Below are 19,745 nucleotides of genomic sequence, written 5' to 3' on the forward strand. Positions count from 1 at the left end.
AACTCACCGGCCAGCGAGTCCAGGACCACATCCATACCCCGGCCGTCCGTCACCGCCAGGAACGCCGCCTCGAAGTCCGTATCACGCGAGGACGCAATGTGCCGGTCGTCCAAGCCCAGTTCGCGAAGGTGGCCCCACTTGCCGACACTCGCCGTACCGAACACCTCGGCGCCCATGTGCCGGGCCAGCTGCGTCGCCGCCATCCCCACACCACCGGCCGCCGCATGCACCAACACCCGCTCACCCGCACGCAGCCCACCGAGATCGTTCAGCGCGTAGTACGCCGTCAGGAACACGATCGGGGTGGAAGCCGCCTGCGCGAACGTCCAGCCCGCCGGAATCCGGGCGATCGTCCGCGCATCCGCGACCGCCACCGGCCCGAACGCGCCCGAGAACATGCCGAACACCCGGTCACCGACGGTCAGTTCGGTCACCCCGGGACCGACCTCGGTCACCACACCCGCGCCTTCGAGACCGAAGTCCTTGGCGTCACCGGGATACATGCCGAGCGCGTTGAGCACATCACGGAAGTTGACGCCGGCCGCGCGAACGGCGATCCGAACCTGCCCCTCCCCCAGCCCGGACTGGGGGACCGGCGTGAGCGCCAGCCCCTCCAGCGTGCCCTTCTCGACGATGTCCAGCCGCCACGACGACTCCCCCGCCGGCGCCGTCAGCACACCGCTCGAAGACGCGCGGCCCAGCCGAGGCGCGTACACGGCGCCACCGCGCACCGCCAACTCCGGCTCACCCGAAGCCAACGCCCCCGCGACAACCCCCCACGACTCCTCCGCACCGTCCACGTCCAGCAGCACGAACCGCCCCGGAGCCTCCGCCCGCGCCGCACGCACCAGACCCCACACCGCAGCCAGCACCGGATCGGCACCCGTGCCCTCGGGAGCGACCGCGCCCTCGGTCACGACGACCAGCCGCGCCGCCTCGAACCGCTCCTCCGCCAACCACTCACGCACGAGCGCGAGCGTGTCGGCGGCGACGGTGTGGGCGGCGGCCGGAGTCGTGCCGGCGGGGCGCTCGATGCGCACGAGCACGTCCTCGGGGACGGTCTCGCCGACGGCGGGCAGCCCGGTGCTCACCTCGGGAACCGGTCCGGCAGCCGCCGGCACCCGGGTCCAGTCGACCTGGAAGAGGCCGTCCTGCTGCCGGCCGCCGGTGGCCGTCGCGAGCTCACCGGAGACCTGCCGCAGCACCAGCGAGTCGACGGCGGCCACGGCGCCGCCGGCCGAGTCGGCGAGGTCCAGGGCAACCGCGTCCGCTCCGGCGGGAGCCACGCGGACGCGCAGCTCGCGGGCGCCGGTGGCCCACAGCGACACACCGCTCCACGAGAACGGCAGCCGAAGCGAGGTGTCGCCGCCGAAGGTGCCGTGCAGGACGGCGTGCAGAACGGAGTCCAGCAGTGCGGGGTGCACGCCGAAGCGGTCGGCGAGTTCCTGGTGTGCCTCGGGCAGGGTGACCTCGGCGAACACCTCCTCACCGCGCCGCCACAGTGCGCGCAGCCCGCGGAACACCGGGCCGTACGACAGACCCAGGCCCGCGAAACGCTCGTACGCACCCTCGACGGGCTCCGCCACCGCGCCGCGCGGGGGCCACACGCCGAAGTCGAACGACTCGGCGGGACGAGGGTCCTCGGCGCCGACGACACCGCTGGCGTTGAGAGTCCACGCCTCGTCCGCGGAAGCGTTGTCGGGCCGGGAGAACACGCTGACGCTGCGGCTGCCCGCGTCGTCGGGGCCGGTGACCAGCACCTGGATCTGTACGGCGCCGTCCTCGGGGAGGACGAGCGGCACGGCGATGGTCAGTTCCTCCACACGGTCGCAGCCGACCTGCTCGGCGCCGTGGAGGACGAGTTCCAGGAAGCCCGTCCCGGGGAACAGGGCGGCACCGGCGACGACGTGGTCGCGCAGCCACGGGTGCGAGCGCAGCGACAGCCGGCCGGTGACGACCACGCCGTCCGAGTCGGCCGGGGTGACGGCGGCGCCGAGCAGCGGGTGGTCCGCCGAGGTGAGGCCGAGTCCGGCGATGTCGCCGGCGTGGCGTTCGGGGGCGGGGGTCGGCCAGTAGGTCCTGCGCTGGAAGGCGTACGTCGGCAGCGGGACGGTGCGGGCGCCGCTGCCCGTGAAGAGGGCAGCCCAGTCGGCCTCGCCGCCGCGGGTGAACAGTGCGGCCACCGCGGTGAGCAGCGCCTCGGTCTCCGGACGGTCCTTGCGCAGGGAGGGCAGGGTCAGGCGCCCGGTTCCGTCGGCGTCCAGCGACGCCTGGGCGAGAGCGGTGAGGGTGCCGTCGGGGCCCAGCTCGACGAACCGGGTGATGCCCTGCTCGGCGAGCGCGCTCACGGCGTCGGCGTAGCGGACGGTCCGGCGGACGTGCCGCACCCAGTACTCCGGGGTCATCAGCTCGTCCGGGTCCGCGGGGGCGCCGGTGAGGGTGGAGACGAGGGGCACCTCCGGCCGCTCGTACGTCAGGCTCTCGGCGACGGCCCGGAAGTCGGCGAGCATCGGCTCCATCAGCGGCGAATGAAACGCGTGGCTCACCCGCAGCACCGTCACCTTGCGCTCCTGCGCCCGGAAGTGCGCCACCACCTCCTCGACGGCCTCGGCGGTGCCGGCGATCACCACCGCCTGCGGGCCGTTGACCGCGGCCAGGCCCACGCGCACGTCATCGAGGAGCGGCAGGACCTCCTCCTCCGACGCCTGCAGCGCCACCATCGCACCACCCGCGGGCAGCGCCTGCATCAGCCGGCCACGAGCCACCACCAGACGGCACGCGTCCGCCAAGGACCACATGCCCGCCACATGGACGGCCGCGATCTCACCTATCGAGTGCCCGGCCAGCACATCTGGGCGCACACCCCACGACTCCAGCAGCCGGAACAGGGCCACTTCGAAGGCGAACAGCCCGGGCTGAGTGAACTCCGTGCGGTTCAGCGCCTCTTCGTCTTCACCGAAGACAACCGCCTTCAGGTCGAAGGGCAGTTCCGCGTCGACCGCGTCGAAGGCCTCCGCGAACATTGGGTAGGTCTCGTACAACTCCCGGCCCATGCCAAGGCGTTGCGAACCCTGACCGGCGAAGAGGAACGCGAGTCGGCGGCCCGCGCGGTCGTCGGCACCGGTGATCAGGCGGGGGTCGGTGTCCCCGGCGGCCAGGGCGGCGAGACCGCGTTCGAGTTCGTCTTGGTCGGCGGCCAAGAGCACGGCGCGGTGCTCCAGCGTGCTGCGCGTGGTGGCGAGCGACAGGCCGAGGTCCGCAGGCGTCAGCTGTGCGTCCTGCGAGAGGAACGCGCCGAGACGCGCGGCCTGGGCACGCAGGGCGTCGGGGTCGGCCGCGGACAGCACCAGCGGAAACGTGCGCCGACCGGTGTCGAAGGCGTCCCGCTCGGGAGCCGCGTCCTGGAGCGCCGGTTCCTCCGCCGCCTCCTCCAGGATGACGTGGGCGTTGGTGCCACTGATGCCGAACGACGAGACACCGGCCCGGCGCGGATGGTCACTCTTGGGCCATGCCCGCTCCTCGGTGAGAAGCGCGATGTCACCCGCCGTCCAGTCCACGTGCGACGACGGCTCGTCCACGTGGAGCGTGCGCGGCAGCACGCCGTGCCGCATCGCCATCACCATCTTGATCACACCGCCCACACCGGCAGCGGCCTGGGCGTGGCCGATGTTCGACTTCAACGAGCCGAGAAGCAGCGGCCGTTCGCGGTCCTGACCGTAGGTGGCGAGGAGCGCCTCTGCCTCGATCGGGTCACCCAGCGGGGTGCCGGTGCCGTGGGCCTCGACGGCATCGACGTCGGCGGGCTTGAGCCCGGCGCCGGCAAGTGCCTGGCGGATGACCCGCTGCTGAGAGGGACCGTTCGGAGCGGTCAGACCGTTCGACGCACCGTCCTGGTTCACCGCCGAACCGGCGACCACCGCCAGGACACGATGACCGTGACGGCGGGCGTCCGACAGCCGCTCCACCAGCAGCAGCCCCACGCCCTCCGACCACGCCGTGCCGTCCGCGCCGTCCGAGAACGCCTTGCACCGCCCGTCCGACGCCAGACCCCGCTGCCGCGAGAACTCCACGAACATTTCGGGACCGGCCATCACCGTCACACCACCGGCCAGCGCCAGATCACACTCCCCCGCCCGCAGCGCCTGCACCGCCAGGTGCAGGGCGACCAGCGAGGACGAGCACGCCGTGTCGACCGTGACCGCAGGACCCTCGAAACCGAAGGTGTACGCGATACGGCCGGAGGCGACGCTCAGGGTCGTGCCGGTGAGGACGTAACCGTCGGACTGCTCGACGGCGTCACGCAGACGGGCTCCGTAGCCCTGTTCCACGAGGCCGGCGAAGACGCCGGTACGGGAGCCACGCAGGCTCGCCGGATCGATACCGGCCCGCTCGAAGACCTCCCACGACGTCTCCAGGAGCAGCCGCTGCTGCGGGTCCATCGCCAGCGCCTCACGCGGCGAGATACCGAACAGACCTGCATCGAACTCGGCAGCGTCGTAGAGGAATCCGCCCTCGCGGACGTACGTGTGTCCCGCCCGGCCAGGCTCCGGGTCGTAGAGAGCGTCCAGGTCCCAGCCCCGGTCGGCCGGGAACGCGCCGATCGCGTCACCACCCTCGCTCACCAGCCGCCACAGATCCTCCGGCGAACCGACCCCACCCGGGAAACGGCACGCCATACCGACGACGACCACCGGATCTTCGTCCGTGCCCGCCGGGGTCCGGGGCACGAGTTCCTTGCGGTCGGTGGCCGGGGAGAGCTGCTCCTCCAGGTGGCCCGCCACCGCTTCCGGTGTGGGGCAGTCGAAGAGCAGGGAGGCCGGCAGGCGCAGTCCGGTCGCGGCCCTGAGCCGGTTGCGGAGGTCGACGGAGGTGAGGGAGTCGAAGCCCAGGTCCTTGAAGGTGCGCCGGGGTTCGACCTCGTCCGCCGAGTCGTGGCTGAGGATGGCGGCGGCGTGGGTGCGGACCAGGTCCAGCAGGGTCGCGCGGCACTCGCGCGGAGACAGCCGACGGAGACGGCCGCGCAGCGCCTGGGTCGCGTCCTCGACGCCCTCGATGTCGTCCGTGCCTTCGGCATCGGCGTCGGCCGTTCGCGGCTCGGCGGGGGTCACCCCGGCCTGCGGAGCCGTGACCGTGTCGGACAGCCAGTAGCGGCGGCGGCGGAAGGCGTAGGTGGGCAGGTCCGTGCGGCGGGCCCCGTGCGCGGTGAGGACGGGGGTCCAGTCGACGGGCAGGCCGGTGGCGTGGAGCGCTGCGAGCGCTTCGAGGAAGGCGCGGGCGCCGGGGCGGTCCTTGCGTTGGGCGGCGACGGCCAGGACGTCGTCCGTGTCCAGGGTCTGCTCGGCGAGGGCGGTCAGGGTGCCGTCGGGGCCGAGTTCGACGAGGTGACGGACGCCCTCGGCCTGCAGGGTGCGGATGCCGTCGGCGTACCGCACGGTGTGGCGGACGTGGCGGGTCCAGTAGTCCGGGGAAGCCAGCTCGTCCAGGGTGGCGGTGCGGCCGGTGATGTCGGAGACGATGGGCAGGGCCGGCCGGCCGTAGGTGACGTCGGCGAGCACCGTGCGGAACTCGTCGAGCATGGGGTCCATGAGCGGCGAGTGGAAGGCGTGGCTGACGCGCAGGGCCGTCACCTTGCGGTCGCGGGCGCGGAAGTGGGCCGCGACCTCCTCGACGGCGTCGGTGGCACCGGAGACGACGACCGCGGCGGGGCTGTTGACCGCCGCGATGCCGAGCCGGTCCTCCCGTCCGGCGAGCAGGGGCAGCACCTCGTCCTCGGTGGCCTGGACGGAGACCATGGCGCCGCCGTCGGGGAGCGCCTGCATCAGCCGGCCGCGCGCTACGACGACGCGGCAGGCGTCGGCCAGGGACCACAGGCCTGCCACGTGCGCGGCGGCGATCTCGCCGACGGAGTGTCCGAAGAGCACGTCGGGGCGCACCCCGAAGGACTCGGCGAGGCGGAACAGGGCGACTTCGAGGGCGAACAGCGCGGGCTGGGCGTACTCGGTGCGGTTCAGGCGGTCGGCGTCCTCGCCGAACACGATCTCCCGCAGGTCGAAGGGGAGTTCGACATCGACGGCGTCGAAGGCCTCCGCGAACACCGGGTACGTCTCGTACAGCTCGCGGCCCATGCCGAGGCGCTGCGAGCCCTGGCCCGCGAAGAGGAAGGCGGTGGTGCCCTCGGATGTGGCCGTGGCGGCCGGTTCGAAGACTCCGGTGACGAGGTCGGGGCTGGGGGTGCCGGAGGCCAGGGCGGTGAGGCCGCGCAGCAGGTCTTCGCGGTCCGTGCCGAGGACGACGGCGCGGTGCTCGAAGCGGGTCCGCGTCTCGGCGAGGGAGTAGGCGACGTCGGCCGCGTCGGCGGTGGGGTGGGCCTCCAGGTGGGCGAGCAGTCGCTTGGCCTGGGCGCGCAGCGCCTTGTCCGTGCGGCCGGAGACGATCCAGGGCAGGGGCACACGGCCGGTGTCGGGCAGGACCGCACGGCCGGCCTCGGGCAGGGCCCCACCGGTCGCGTGGCTCTCGGTCGTGTCCGTGCCGTGGGCCTCGGCCACCGAAGCGCTACGACCTCGCCGAGGCCGCCCTCCGGTCGGGCCGGCCGCCTCGGTGTGGGGCCATTCCTCCAGCACCACATGGCAGTTGGTGCCGCCCATGCCGAACGAGCTGACGCCCGCCCGGCGTGGCGTGGCCCCGTTCGGCCACGGCCGGGGCGCGGTCGCGACGCGCAGGTTGAGGTCGTCGAGGGGGATCGCGGGGTTGGGTTGCTCGTGGTTGAGGCTGGCGGGGATGCGTCCGTGGCGGAGCGACAGCACGGTCTTGACCAGTCCGGCGATGCCCGCCGCGCCCTCCAGGTGCCCGATGTTCGTCTTCACCGAGCCGACGAGCAGCCGGCGGCCGTCCGTGCGGGCGCGTCCGACGACGGCGCCGAGGGCGGCGGCCTCGATGGGGTCGCCGAGCCGGGTGCCGGTGCCGTGGAGTTCGACGTACTGGACCTCGGACGGGTCGAGGCCGGCGTCGCCGTAGGCGAGGCGCAGGACCTCCTCCTGGGCCTCGCGCAGGGGTGCGGTGAGGCCGTCGCCGCCGCCGTCGTTGTTGGTGGCGCTGCCCCGGATGACGCAGTGGATTCGGTCGCCGTCTGACAGGGCCCGGGCGAGGGGCTTGAGGAGGACGAGGGCGCCGCCCTCGCCGCGCACATAGCCGTTGGCGCGGGCGTCGAAGGTGAAGCAGGCGCCGTCCGGGGAGAGCGCGCCGAAGCCGGCGCAGGCGAGGTCGCTGTCGGGGGCGAGGGTGAGGTTGACGCCGCCGGCGAGGGCGAGTTCGCTCTCTCCCCGGCGCAGGCTCTCGCAGGCGAGGTGGACGGCGACGAGCGAGGAGGACTGGCCGGCGTCGACGGTGAGGCTGGGTCCGCGCAGGCCGAGGACGTAGGAGAGGCGGTTGGCGATGATGCCGCGGTTCAGGCCGCTGAGGGTGTGGCGGCCGACGGCCTCGGGGCCGAGGCGCCGGGCGAGGGCCGCGTAGTCGTCCCAGATGGCGCCGACGAAGACGCCGGTGCGGCTGCCGCGCAGCCGGCCGGGGACGACGGCCGCCTCCTCCAGGGCCTCCCAGCCGAGTTCGAGGACCAGGCGCTGCTGGGGGTCCATCGCCGCGGCCTCGCGCGGCGAGATGCCGAAGAAGCCGGCGTCGAAGCGGTCGACGTGGTCGAGCCAGCCGCCGCGGCGGGGAGCCGCGGGTGTGGCGGGGTCGGGGGCGGCGAGGGAGTCGAGGCGGTCGGCGGGGGTTTCCGTGACGGCGCTCTCGCCTTCGATGAGCAGGCGCCAGAACGCGGCCGGGTCGGGGGCCTGGGGAAAACGGCAGGAAATACCGACCACGGCGATCGCGTCCCGTGGGGCCGCCGCGCTTTCCCGGGCGGAACGCATTCCGGAGAATTCCGCGCCCGCGCCCGCGTTCACGCCCGGGCCGTCCTCGCATTCCGCCGAAAGGGACTCGGTTCCGTGCAGGGTTTCGGATTCCCCGGTGGACGCGGATTCCCGAACGGCCGCGGCACCCTCGGTGAACGCGGATTCCCGAACGGACGCGGCACCCTCGACGGATGCGGCTCCCCGAGGGGATACCGACACGTTTTCCCGTGCGTGTGCGTCTTCTGGCACCACGGCCACTGCCTCCGCCCTACGGATCCAGCTCATTTTCTGGCCGCGCATTCCGGCCGGATCCGACTGCCGCGCCATCCGCGGGACAATCGGTGGTTGCGATGCTTGTCATACTGGCGGCTGCCTGCGAGGGAGTCCCGCAGGCAGCCGGCGATCTAGGGAGACTTCTACTAGTTCGGCGCTGGTCAGCGGCCGTTCGCCGTCCCTCGGCGCCTGCGGTGGGCGACCATCTCCAGGCCTCCGCGCGGCTGGAGGGTGAAGTCGCTCGTGACCCGGTCCGGCGGGTCGCCGACGGGCTCGAACTCCCAGTGCCTGCTGAGGGTGGCCAGCGCCATGACGCCCTCCATCTGGGCGAAGACGTTGCCGATGCACTGGCGGGGTCCGGCGCCGAAGGGCAGGTAGGCCAGCTTGGGGCGGCCGGGGGCCTTGGCGTGCCCGGTGAGCGGGTCGTCGGGGTCGGGCTCGGGCAGGAACCGCTGGGGCGCGAACCGCTCCGGCTCCGGCCACCAGGTGGCGTCGCGGTGCAGGACGTACGGGCTGACCATCAGGACGCTGTTGCGCGGGATGTGGTAGCCGTTGGCCGTGTAGTCCTCCAGGGCGCGCCGTACGAGGACCCAGGCCGGCGGGTACAGGCGCAGCGCCTCGGAGTACACGGCGTCGGTGAACTGCAGCCTGGGCAGGTCGGCCACGGTGGGCAGGCGGTCGCCGAGGACCTCGTCGATCTCGGCGTGCAGTTTCTCGCGGATCTCCGGGTGGGTGCCGAGCAGGTAGTAGGCCCAGGTGAGGGCGCCCGAGGAGGTTTCGTGGCCGGCCATCAGCAGGGTGATGGCCTCGTCGCGCAGCTCGAGGTCGGTGAGGTGTTCGCCGGTGTCGGCGTCGGTGACGGTGAGCAGCACGGACAGCAGGTCCTCGCCGTCGCCGGGGCCCTTGCGGCGTTCCTCGATCATGCCGTAGACGATGTCGTCGACGGCTTTCAGGCCGCGCTTGAACTGCCGGTTGGCGCGCAGCGGCAGGCGCAGCAGGATCTTGCCGAAGGGGCTCAGTTCCCAGCGCAGGGGGCCGCCCTCGCGGGGGAAGGCGGTGCGGATGCGGTCGGCGGCCTCGCTGTCGAGGGAGACGTCGAAGAGGGTGCGGGTGACCATGCCGAGGGCGAGTTCGTACATCGCCTCGTGGAAGTTGAACCGCTCGCCGTCGGTGAAGTGGGAGGCGGCCTCGTCGGCGATGGTGGCGAACGCGGTGCCGTAGCCGGCGATGCGCTGGCGGTGGAAGACGGGCTGGATGAGCCGGCGCTGCCGGCGGTGGTAGGTGCCGACGCTGGTCACCAGGCCCTTGCCGAGGACGCGTTCGAGGGTGGAGCCCCAGTCGTCGGGGCCGGGGCCGGTCTTCTGGGCGTCCTTGTCGAAGCGTCGGCTGGAGGCGATGATGACGTCCTGGACGATGTCGAAGTCACTGACGAGGAAGGCGTCGGTCTTTCCCATCGGGACGCGGACCAGCGGGCCGTGCTTGTCGCGCAGGCCGGTGAGATAGCGCGGGACGTTCCGTACGACCTCGCGCATGTCCTTCAGCCGCATGGGGCCGGGCGTGGGAATGGCTGCCGTCGGCGCAGGCGACTCGGGAGTTGTTTGTACGTCGGTCACAGATGTCTCCTGGGTCAGCGGAGGGTGACGGGTCTCAACGCCGAGCCGGCTGGGCAGAGTTCGGTCTTCTGCGGACGCGGCGGGACGGGCGGGGCGTGTGCACGGGGGTCGACCTGGCGCCCGACGCTAGCACCGGGGTGCTGCGCGCCCGGCCGGTCGTCGTCGAGGTCTAGGGAATTCCAAAGGGTTGGCCCGATGCGGTCGGTCGCCATGGGCCGCCGGCGGGGTCCGCACGTACCCTGACGCGTGGTGGCCGCTTCCGCCGTCCGGGGTGGGAGGCGCGGGCCGCCCCGGCAATCGTTCGTGTACGGTCCCGTCGGACGGAGAGCGCATGACCAGCGGCGGAAGCACCCTGCCGGACCAGCCCACCCCCGACCGCCCCGCCCGCGGCGGTGCCACCTCGGGTGCGGCGTCCGACTCCTCGTCCGGGCCGCCGGTGCTGCTGACCGTCCTCGTGGACTTCGGTGTGCCGATCGGCCTGTACTACGGCCTGACGGCGGCCGGGGTGGGCGACGTGATCGCGCTGACGGCGGGCGCGGTGGTGCCCGCGGTGGCGACGCTGCTGCGGTTCGCGAAGACCCGGCGGGTGGACGTGCTGGGCGTGTTCGTGACGGTCATGCTGGTGCTCAGCATCATCGTGTCGGTGGTCGGCGGCGGCCCGCGGCTGCTGCTGCTCCGCGACGGATGGCTGACCGGTGTGGCCGGAGTGGGCTTCCTGGTGTCGCTGCGCGGCAGACGGCCGCTGGCGTTCGGTTTCTCCCGCAGGCTGCTGGAGCGGCGGGCCTCGGGCGGCCGGGACTGGGACGAACTCTGGGACGAGGACCGGCAGTTCCGGCGGATCTGGCGGGTCACCACGGTGATGTGGGGCATCGGACTGCTCGTCGACTCGGGCGTCCGCACGCTGATGGCGTACACCCTGCCCGTGCACATGGTGCCGGCGCTCAACGGCGCCCAGTACGGCGTGTTCACGCTGCTGATGCTGGTGATCGTGAACATCTACCACGCGCGGGCCGGCCTGTGGCTGATCCTGTCTCCCGACTCCGGCTCCCCGGCGCGGGACGGCGGTCGCGGGCCGGCGCCGGCGCCCGGCACGGGCCACGACCACCACTGACCCGGGCGGTGCGCGTCCGCCTCCCCCGTCCGCCTCCCCCGTCCGTCCTGCGCTCCGCCTAGCGCGTGTGCCGTCTTGCCTCGTATGCCTGCAGCGCGAACGCGGGCGGCTCGGTGTCGACGCGCGCGTGCCGGCGGCCCGGCGGAGGCCCGGTGACGGATCCGGCCGCGGGACCGGCATCCGTGACCGGGCACGGCCGTGTCAACGACCCGATCGCAGATCCGACCGCGCCTGCAGGCCCGTAGTGGGCGCGACCGTGTGACCGCCGTGAAGCCCGGGCCGGCCCGACCCCGGCTTGGCGGGGCCGGACCACAACCTTGCGGGGCCGGGCCACGGTCGGCCGTCGGCGCTCACGCCTCCGTCGCGGCCGCCGGTGTCGGCTCGGGCGTGCGGGACGTGGGGAGTTCGCCGGTCTCCACGGCCGTGCGCAGCCGCGGTGCCTCGCGCGGCATGTTGACCGCGACGGCGCCCAGGACGCGGTCCGCGGCGCAGTACACGGCGGTGAACTTCCGTTCCGCGGGGTCGCCTTCGAGGATGTGGCAGCGGTCGGTCCCGGTGAGGTCCCCGAACACCTGGATCTTCAGGTCGTGCTGGTCGGTCCAGAAGGACCGCAGCGGTGCGAAGGGGCGTGCTCCGGAGCCGGCGAGGATGTTGCGGGCGACGGCCATGGCCTGTTCGGTGGCGTGCGTACGGTGTTCCAGCCGCACGCGCCGGCGGGTGTGCGGGTCGGGCCGGGCGGCCACGTCGCCCGCGGCCCACACGCCGGGCTCGGCCGCGCACAGCATGTCGCAGACGACGCCGTCGTCGACGGGGACGCCGCTGCCGTGCAGCCACTCGGTGTTGGGCACGGAGCCGGTGGCGACCAGCACCACGTCGGCGGGGAGCACGCCGCCGTCGGCCAGTTGGACGCCGGTGACGGTGCCGCGGGCGGCGGTCACGGCGGTCACCCGGCCCTGGTGGACGCGCAGCCCGAGGTCCCGGTGGGTGGCGGCGACCAGGCCGGCGGCCTGCGGGCCGAGCAGGTCGAGCAGCGGCACGGGTGCCGGGCAGACCAGGGTGACGTCGGCGCCGAGGGTGCGGGCCGCGACGGCGGCCTCGGTGCCGAGCAGCCCGGCGCCGGCCACCACCAGGCGCGGGCCGGTGAGGAGGGCCTCGCGCAGGCCGAGGGCGTCGTCGAGGGTGCGCAGCACGTGCACGCCGGCGGGTGCGTCGGACCGGTCGGGGTCGTCGGTGCGGGGCAGTCGCCGGGGTCGTACGCCGGTGGCGACGACGACGGCGTCGGCGTGCAGCCGGGAGCCGTCGGCGAGGTGCACCGTGCGGCCGGTGCGGTCCAGGCCGGTGACGGCGCTGCCCAGGCGCAGCTCGATGGCGAGCCGGTCGTACGCCTCGGGGGCGCGCAGCCGGATCCGGTCCGGTTCCCAGCGGCCGGTGAGGATCTGCTTGGACAGCGGCGGCCGGTCGTAGGGCAGGTGGGGTTCGGCGCCGACGAGGGTGAGGCGGCCGTCGTAGCCCTGGCGGCGCAGGCTCTCGGCGGTGGTGGCGCCGGCGGCTCCGGCGCCCACGACGACGATCTCGTTCAGCTCGCTCACGCCGTCACCCCGGGGGTCGTCTTGAGCGGTTCCCACCAGGAGCGGTGGGTGCGGTACCAGTCGACGGTGCGAGCGAGGCCGGTGGTGAAGTCGGTGCGGGGCCGGTAGCCGAGTTCGTCGCGGATCTTGGTCCAGTCGACGCAGTAGCGGCGGTCGTGGCCCTTGCGGTCGGGGACGTGCACGATGCGGTCGGGGCCGGCGCCGCAGGCGTCGAGGAGCACGTCGGTGAGTTCCCTGTTCGTCAGCTCCGTGCCGCCGCCGATGTTGTAGACCTCGCCGGCCCGGCCGCGGGTGCGGACCAGCTCGATGCCGTGGACGTGGTCGTCGACGTGCAGCCAGTCGCGGACGTTGCCGCCGTCGCCGTACAGGGGGACCTTCAGGCCGTCGAGAAGGTTCGTCACGAACAGCGGGACGACCTTCTCGGGGTACTGGTGGGGGCCGTAGTTGTTGGAGCAGCGGGTGACCCGGACGTCCAGGCCGTGGGTGCGGTGGTAGGCGAGGGCGATGAGGTCGGAGGAGGCCTTGGAGGCGGAGTACGGCGAGTTGGGCAGCAGCGGGCTCTGCTCGGTCCAGGCGCCGGTGTCGATGGAGCCGTAGACCTCGTCGGTGGAGACGTGCACGAAGGTGCGCACGCCGTGCCGCAGGGCCGCGTCGAGGAGGGTCTGGGTGCCCAGGACGTTGGTGCGCACGAACGCGGCGGAGTCGGCGATGGAGCGGTCGACGTGGGACTCGGCGGCGAAGTGCACGACCTCGTCGTGGCGGGCCATGAGGTCGTCGACGAGTTCCCGGTCACAGATGTCGCCCTTGACGAAGGCGAACGAGGGGTGGTCGCGGACCGCGTCGAGGTTGGCGGGGTTGCCCGCGTAGGTGAGCTTGTCGAGGACGGTGACGGCGACGCCGGCCGGCCCGGTGCGGCCGAGCAGGGTGCGCACGTGGTGGGAGCCGATGAATCCGGCGCCGCCGGTCACCAGGATGCGGGTGGTCATGAGGAGATCTGCACCCGCCCGTGGTCGCCGATGACGAGCCGGTGGGTGGCGGGCACCCGCAGGCCGAGGGAGACGTGCACGTTGCGGCCGACGAGGGAGCCCTCCACCCGGCGGATGCTGTCGAAGCTGGACTCCCGCAGGATGATGGAGAACTCGATCTCGCTGTTGCGGATGACGCAGTCCTCGGCGATGGACGTCGACGGGCCGATGTAGGAGTCCTGGACGAGGGTGCCGGAGCCGATGATCGCGGGGCCCACGATCCGGGAGCCCCGCACGGTCGCACCGGCCTCGATGCGCACCCGGCCGACGATCTCGCTGGCGTCGTCGACGTCGCCGTCGACCTGGTACTCCAGCAGGTCGAGGAGGCGGCGGTTGACGTCGAGGATGTCGGCGGCGTTCCCGGTGTCCTTCCAGTAGCCGGTGATGACCGTGGTGCGCACGTCGCGGTCGCGGTCCAGCAGCCACTGCAGGGCGTCGGTGATCTCCAGTTCGCCGCGGGGCGAGGGCTCGATGGCGCGTACGGCGTCGTGGATGACCGGGCCGAACAGGTACACGCCGACCAGCGCGAGGTCGCTGCGGGGATGGCGCGGCTTCTCCTCCAGCCGCACCAGGCGCCCCTGCTCGTCGAGTTCGGCGACGCCGAAGGCGGACGGGTCGGGGACGCGGGTGAGCAGCAGCTGGGCGTCGGGGCGTGTCTTGCGGAACTCCTCGACGGCGTCGTTGATGCCGCCGAAGACGAAGTTGTCGCCGAGGAACATCACGAAGTCGTCGTCGCCGAGGAAGTCCCGGGCGATGAGCACGGCGTGGGCGAGGCCCAGCGGAGCCTTCTGCCGCAGGTAGGTGACGTGGATGCCGAAGTCGGAGCCGTCGCCGACGGCCTGCCGGATCTCGTCCTCGGTGTCGCCGACGACGATCGCGACGTCGGTGATCCCGGCGTCGGCGATCGCCTCGAGGCCGTAGAAGAGGATGGGCTTGTTGGCGACCGGCACCAACTGTTTCGCGGAGGTGTGGGTGATGGGCCGCAGCCGGGTCCCCGCACCTCCCGACAGCACGAGAGCCTTCACGGTTTCCGTCCCGCCTTACGTGTCGTCGGTGAGGGGGCCGGCCGTCAGGGCTGGATCTCGATGGCGCCGGACGGGCAGATCAGCTCCGCCTCGGTCACGGCGGCGTGCAGGTCCTGCGCCGGCTCGGGCTGCAGCAGTTCGACGAGGCCGTCCTCATGGCTCTGGTCGAAGACGCCTGCGGCGGCGAGCACGCACTGACCGGCTCCGACACAGCGCTCACGGTCCACGGTGATCTTCATGGTGTCTGTCCTGTTCCTGTGTTCTGGGCACTGGTAAGGGAGTTGAGGGGGCGCGGCGGGCCGGTCAGCTGACCTCCGCCAGCCGTTCGAGGGACGCCACCACCTCGGCGGGGCTCGGCATGGCCTCGCACTGGGCGCGCACCCGCCGGGCCGCGGCCGCGGCGTCGGGCTGTGCGGTGAGCCGGCGGATGTGGTCGCGGACGTTCTCTGCGGTGGCGTCGCGGTGGTGCAGGTAGACGCCGGCGCCGGTGCGCTCGAGGGCGCGTCCGCGCAGTTCGTGGTCGGAGACGAGGGTGGAGAGCATCAGCTGCGGCACCCCGGCGACCATGGCGGTGGCGAAGCTGCCGTAGCCGCCGTGGTGGATGAGGGCCGAGCAGCTCGGCAGCAGGGTGTGCAGGGCGACGGAGTCGACGGCGCGGGCGTTGTCGGGGACCGAGGTGAGCTGCTCGCGCTGGGCGGGCAGCAGCGCGGCGACGACCTCGACGTCCTCGTCGGCCAGGGCGTCGAGGATCTCGGGCACGGACACGTAGTCGCCGCCGTAGTCCTCGGTGTTGGAGGCGCCGAGGCTCAGGCAGACCCGCGGCTTCTTCGGGACCTCGCGCAGCCAGTCCCACACCACCGCGCGCCCGTTGTACGGCACGTGCCGCATGGGCAGTTCCGGGGAGGCCGTCGGGACGGACAGGGCGGCCGGCAGGGTGCTGACGGTGGCCTGGCCGTGCAGCATCTCCTCGTCACAGGAGAACCCGAACGGCTCGGAGCGGGCCGCGAGCCAGTCGGCGAGCGGATCGACGCGCTCGGACTCGGGCTGCTGCGCCATGAGTTCCAGATAGGTCTGCCGGGTGCGGCCCCACACGTCGGCGCACCACATCAGCCGTACGTGGGCCGCGCCGCTGATGCGGGCGGCGACGGCGCCGGCGTAGGCGAGCGGGTCGCGCACCACGAGGTCGGGCCGCCAGCTCTGCGCGAAGGCCGCGAGGTCGTCGATCATGGAGTCGTTGTAGACGGCGAAGGCGTAGGGGACGCTGAGTTCGTAGCGTTCCTTCAGCTCGGCCCAGTCGACGTCGGCGCGTTCGCAGCGGCTCCAGTTGGCGGTGCGGTAGTCCTGCGACTCGCGGTAGGCGGCCATGTCGCGGTGGATGGCGTGGTCGCTGCCCACGGGCACGGCGGTGAGTCCGGCTCGGGTGATGGTCTCGGTGGCCATGGGCTGGCTCGCCACGCGGACCTCGTGGCCGGCGGCGGCGAGCGCCCACGCCAGGGGCGCCATCAGATAGATGTGGGACTTCTCGGACAGGCTGACGAACAGGACCCGCATCATGCTCCCTCGGTTCGGTGGGCCGGTTCCCGGCCGGCGGTGTACGGCGGCAGCACCGTGTCGATCCAGGTGGTGAGGGCGCCCGCGGTGGTGGCGGCGTGGGACTCCATCATCGTGAAGTGGTTGCCGGGCACGTCCACCACGCGGTCGGCGCCGTCCCAGGAGCTCTGCCACTCCCCCGGTTCGCCGGGCCCCTGTCCGGCGACGGTGACCGGGGGCTCGCTCGGCCGCACCAGCAGCACCGGCACGGACAGCGCGCCCGGGTCCCACTCGCCGATCATGTTGATGTACCAGCTCATCGCGGACAGCCGGTCGGCGTCCATGGCCGCGAACATCGACTCCCGGTCGAACATCCCGGCGAGCATCTCGGCCGAGAAACGGGTGAACGGCGAGTCGGCGCGCGGCATGTAGGTGTCGAGCAGCGCCACACCGAGCGGGGGCCGGCCCGCCTTTTCCAGGTGGCGGGCGGCGGCCAGGGCCAGCACCCCGCCGGAGGATGAGCCGGTGAGGACGAAGGGCCTGCCGCCCGCGCAGCGCAGGGCCCAGTCGGCCTGCGTGCGGGCGACGATGTCCAGCGAGGCGGGCAGGGGCTCGCCGCGCCCGAAGCCGGGGGTGGGCAGCGCCCACACGTCGCGGCGTCCACGGAACGCCGAGGCGAAGCGCGCGTACTGGTGCACGCCGGCCAGTGCCACGTAGGAACTGAAGCAGACGAGCGGGGCGCCCTCGTCGCCGGCGGCCAGCCGCAGTCCGGCACCGGTGAGCGCCTCGGGCGTGTCGAAGGTGGGCCGCAGTTCGGCGACCGCCTGCAGCAGGGCGAAACCCTCGTCGACGCGGCCCTGCCAGCAGGCGGTGCGGAACAGGGCGCCCACGGTGTCCTCGGGGCGCGCGCCCGTCCGCTCGGGCTCCGTACCGGCCCGGTCCCCGGTGGCCGGCGCGGGATCGCCGGCCGGGGTGAACCGTTCGGCGAGGTCCGCGGCGAGCGCCTGCGGGGTGTCGACGTCGAAGACGAGCGTGGGCGGCAGGCGGAAGCCGGTCAGCGAGGCGAGCCGGTTGCGCAGTTCAACCGCGGTGAGCGAGTCGAAGCCGAGTTCCGCGAAGTGCCGGTCGGGCAGCACCTCGTCGGTGGTGTCGTGCCCGAGGACCACGGCGACCTGCTCGCGGACCGCGTCCACCAGTACGGCGAGCCGCTGGTCGGGACCGAGCCCGGCCAGCCGGGCGGCCAGTGTCCGGCCGCCGTCGGCCGGTGCCCCGGTGGCCGCGGACCGGCGGGTCCGGGCGCGGGAGGCGGCGGGCGACTGCCGGGCCACGGCCACCACGGCCGCGTCGGGTGCGCCCAGCGCCCTGTCGAGAAGCGCGAGGCCCGCCTCGGTGCTCAGGGGAAGCATGCCGGTGCGGGCCATCCGCTCCCGGTCGGCGGCGGCCAGGCCGGCGGTCATCCCGCTGTCGGCGGCCCACAGCCCCCACGCGACGGAGGTGGCGGCCAGGCCCCGGGCCCGGCGGTGCCGGGCCAGCCCGTCGAGGAACGTGTTCGCGGCGGCGTAGGCGCCCTGCCCGGCCGCGCCGAAGGTGCCCGCAGCCGAGGAGAACAGCACGAACGCCGACAGTCCTTGATGCTCCGTCAGTTCGTGCAGCAGCCAGGCGGCATCCGCCTTCGGTCGCAGTACGGCGTCCAGCTGCGCGTCGGTCAGCGAGGTCAGCGTGGCGTCGTCGACGACCCCGGCGACGTGCACCACGGCCGTGAGGGGCCGGTCCTCGGGGACTGCGGTGAGCAGCGCCTCCAAGTCCGCCCGGTCGGCGACGTCGCAGGCGACCAGGGTGGCCTCGGCGCCGTGCGCCGCGAGGTCGGCGAGCAGGGTGTCGGCGCCGGGGGCGTCGGTGCCGCGCCGGGACGCCAGGAGCAGGCTGCGCACCCCGTGGGCGGTGACGAGGTGCCGGGCCACGAGGCCGCCGAGGGCGCCGGTGGCGCCGGTGACGAGGACGGTGCCGTGCGCGGGGAATGGTGTGGTGGCCTCCGGCTCGTCTGCTTCCGCTGCCTGGTCGAGCGGCAGAAGCTCGGGCAGCAGGAGCGTCCCGGCGCGGACGACGGCCTGGGGGTGGGTGGCGGCGATGGCGGCCGTGACGGCGTTCCCGGAGCCGCGCGCATCGGCCGTGTCCACGTCCAACAGGTGCAGCCGGTCGGGGTGTTCCAGCTGGGCGGACCGTACCAGCCCCCAGAGGGCGGCGGCGGGGAGGTCCGCGACGTCTTCGTCGGGCGTGGTGCCGACCGCGCCACGGGTGACGAGGACGAGGCGCGAGCCGGCGAAGCGGTCGTCGTCCACCCAGGCGCGCAGCAGACCGGCGGCCGAGGTCAGCACGTCCCGTGCGGCCTGCGGTGCGGGCATGCCGGGGGCCGCGCCGAACATGGTGAGGACGATCGGGGGCGGCGCGGTGCCGGTGTCGACGGCCGCCGCGAGGGAGGCGAGGTCGGCGTAGCACTCCAGGTGCACCCCGGACGCGTCCAGCGTCTCGGCGAGGCCGCCGTCGCCCTCGCCGAGCAGGGCCCAGCGCACGCTCTCCGGTGCCGGGGCGGCGGGCTGTGGGTCGGCGGGCCGCCAGCGCTGGACCAGGAGCGGCGGTGTGGTGTCGGCCGCTGTGGCAGCGGGCGCGTCGGGGAGCTGTCCGGCGGTGATCCGGCGCAGGACGAGCCCCTCGGCCGTGACGACGGGCCGACCGTCGGGTCCGGCGACGGACACCGTGTACGTGTCGGGGCGTTCGCCGGGGACCAGGTGGACGCGGAGCGCGCTCGCGCCGGTCGCGTGGAGGCGGACGCCGTGCCAGGCGAACGGCAGGGTGGCCGCCGCCTCTTCCTCGGCGCCGTCGAGCGCGCGGACGAGCAGGGTCTGCACGGCCGCGTCGAGCAGCGCGGGGTGGATCGCGTACCGGGTGGCCTCGGCGCGGTGCGTCTCCGGCAGGGCGACCTCGGCGAACAGTTCGCCGTCGCGCCGCCAGACCCGGCCGAGTCCACGGAAGGCGGGCCCGTAGGCGAACCCTCCGGCCGTGAACGGCTCGTACCAGTCACCGTCCTCGCCCGGCCCGCCGGGTACGACCGGCCGGGCGTCCGGCGGCGGCCAGGCGCCGGTGAAGTCCGCGTCGGCGGCGGGGTCCGTGTCCGGCTCCTCGGCGAGCAGGCCCTGCGCGTGCCGGGTCCACGGCTCGTCGGGGCCGGCGTCGGCGGGGCGCGAGTGGACGCTGAACGCCCGCCGTCCCTCCTCGTCCGGACCCGCGAGCGCCAGCTGGAACTGCACAGCGGCGCGCTCGGGCAGCACCAGCGGGGTCTCCAGGGTGAGTTCGGCGACCTGCCCGAGACCGACCTGGTCACCGGCGTGCACGGCAAGTTCGAGGTAGGCGGTGGCGGGCAGGATGGTCCGGTCGAGCACCCGGTGGTCGGCGAGCCACGGGAGCGTGCGCGGGGACAGCAGTCCGCTGAACACCAGCCCGCCGGTGTCGGCGATCCGTACGGCAGCGGACAGCAGCGGATGTCCGGGCCGCTCCAGCCCGGCGGCGGTGACGTCGCCCGCCTGCGTGGAGGCGGGCAGCCAGTAGCGGCGGCGCTGGAAGGCGTACGTCGGCAGCGGCACCGGCGCGGTGACGGGAAGCCGCGCCGCCCAGTCCACACCGGCCCCGTCGACA

The 19,745-nt window shown here is 73.6% G+C and carries 9 protein-coding genes; 1 reads left to right on the forward strand and 8 read right to left on the reverse strand.

Annotation, left to right across the window (positions count from 1 at the left end):
- Together AB0950_RS39395 and AB0950_RS39400 are read right to left on the reverse strand one after the other, a co-directional pair.
- A partial coding sequence (locus AB0950_RS39395) for a beta-ketoacyl synthase N-terminal-like domain-containing protein (RefSeq protein WP_366780692.1) occupies positions 1–7,907 on the reverse strand: 7,907 nt, incomplete at its 3' end.
- A 416-nt stretch (positions 7,908–8,323) separates the two neighbouring features.
- A complete protein-coding gene (locus AB0950_RS39400) occupies positions 8,324–9,709 on the reverse strand; it encodes a cytochrome P450 (RefSeq protein WP_366780693.1) in 1,386 nt (461 codons plus the stop codon).
- Between the two features lie 397 nt (positions 9,710–10,106).
- Here AB0950_RS39400 and AB0950_RS39405 point away from each other — a divergent pair, with 397 nt between their 5' ends.
- The gene (locus AB0950_RS39405; protein WP_360162523.1) at positions 10,107–10,886 is read left to right on the forward strand and encodes a VC0807 family protein; all 780 of its coding nucleotides are present in this window, start codon (positions 10,107–10,109) and stop codon (positions 10,884–10,886) included.
- Between the two features lie 350 nt (positions 10,887–11,236).
- On the opposite strand, the gene AB0950_RS39410 is transcribed toward AB0950_RS39405, so the two are convergent.
- The 6 genes from AB0950_RS39410 to AB0950_RS39435 form a co-directional block, all read right to left on the reverse strand.
- Positions 11,237–12,475: an FAD-dependent oxidoreductase gene (locus tag AB0950_RS39410; protein ID WP_366780694.1), complete on the reverse strand. Its 1,239-nt coding sequence runs from the start codon at positions 12,473–12,475 to the stop codon at positions 11,237–11,239.
- Positions 12,472–13,461: a dTDP-glucose 4,6-dehydratase gene (gene rfbB, locus AB0950_RS39415; protein ID WP_366780695.1), complete on the reverse strand. Its 990-nt coding sequence runs from the start codon at positions 13,459–13,461 to the stop codon at positions 12,472–12,474. Before rfbB ends, AB0950_RS39410 begins: the two co-directional genes overlap by 4 nt.
- A complete protein-coding gene (locus tag AB0950_RS39420) occupies positions 13,458–14,525 on the reverse strand; it encodes a glucose-1-phosphate thymidylyltransferase (RefSeq protein ID WP_360162517.1) in 1,068 nt (355 codons plus the stop codon). The genes rfbB and AB0950_RS39420 overlap by 4 nt, the downstream gene beginning before the upstream one ends.
- A gap of 44 nt (positions 14,526–14,569) precedes the next feature.
- Complete coding sequence (locus AB0950_RS39425; protein WP_360162515.1) at positions 14,570–14,764, reverse strand: ferredoxin; 195 nt, start codon at positions 14,762–14,764, stop codon at positions 14,570–14,572.
- Positions 14,765–14,828: 64 nt separating this feature from the next.
- Positions 14,829–16,079 carry an activator-dependent family glycosyltransferase gene (locus tag AB0950_RS39430; RefSeq protein ID WP_360162513.1) on the reverse strand — a complete coding sequence of 417 codons (1,251 nt, stop codon included), beginning with the start codon at positions 16,077–16,079 and terminating at the stop codon, positions 14,829–14,831.
- On the reverse strand, positions 16,076–19,745 hold a 3,670-nt coding region (locus tag AB0950_RS39435), incomplete at its 5' end, for an SDR family NAD(P)-dependent oxidoreductase (RefSeq protein ID WP_366780696.1). The genes AB0950_RS39430 and AB0950_RS39435, both read right to left, overlap by 4 nt.

Origin of the sequence: Streptomyces sp. NPDC007189, assembly GCF_040703635.1 — a bacterium.
Classification (GTDB): Bacteria; Actinomycetota; Actinomycetes; order Streptomycetales; family Streptomycetaceae; genus Streptomyces.

Excerpts from the sequence above, each read along its gene's own strand:
- rfbB (WP_366780695.1), bottom strand. The coding sequence starts at position 13,461 with ATGACCACCCGCATCCTGGTGACCGGCGGCGCCGGATTCATCGGCTCC.
- AB0950_RS39400 (WP_366780693.1), bottom strand. The coding sequence starts at position 9,709 with ATGCGGCTGAAGGACATGCGCGAGGTCGTACGGAACGTCCCGCGCTAT.
- AB0950_RS39405 (WP_360162523.1), top strand. The coding sequence starts at position 10,107 with ATGACCAGCGGCGGAAGCACCCTGCCGGACCAGCCCACCCCCGACCGC.
- AB0950_RS39430 (WP_360162513.1), bottom strand. The coding sequence starts at position 16,079 with ATGATGCGGGTCCTGTTCGTCAGCCTGTCCGAGAAGTCCCACATCTAT.
- AB0950_RS39425 (WP_360162515.1), bottom strand. The coding sequence starts at position 14,764 with ATGAAGATCACCGTGGACCGTGAGCGCTGTGTCGGAGCCGGTCAGTGC.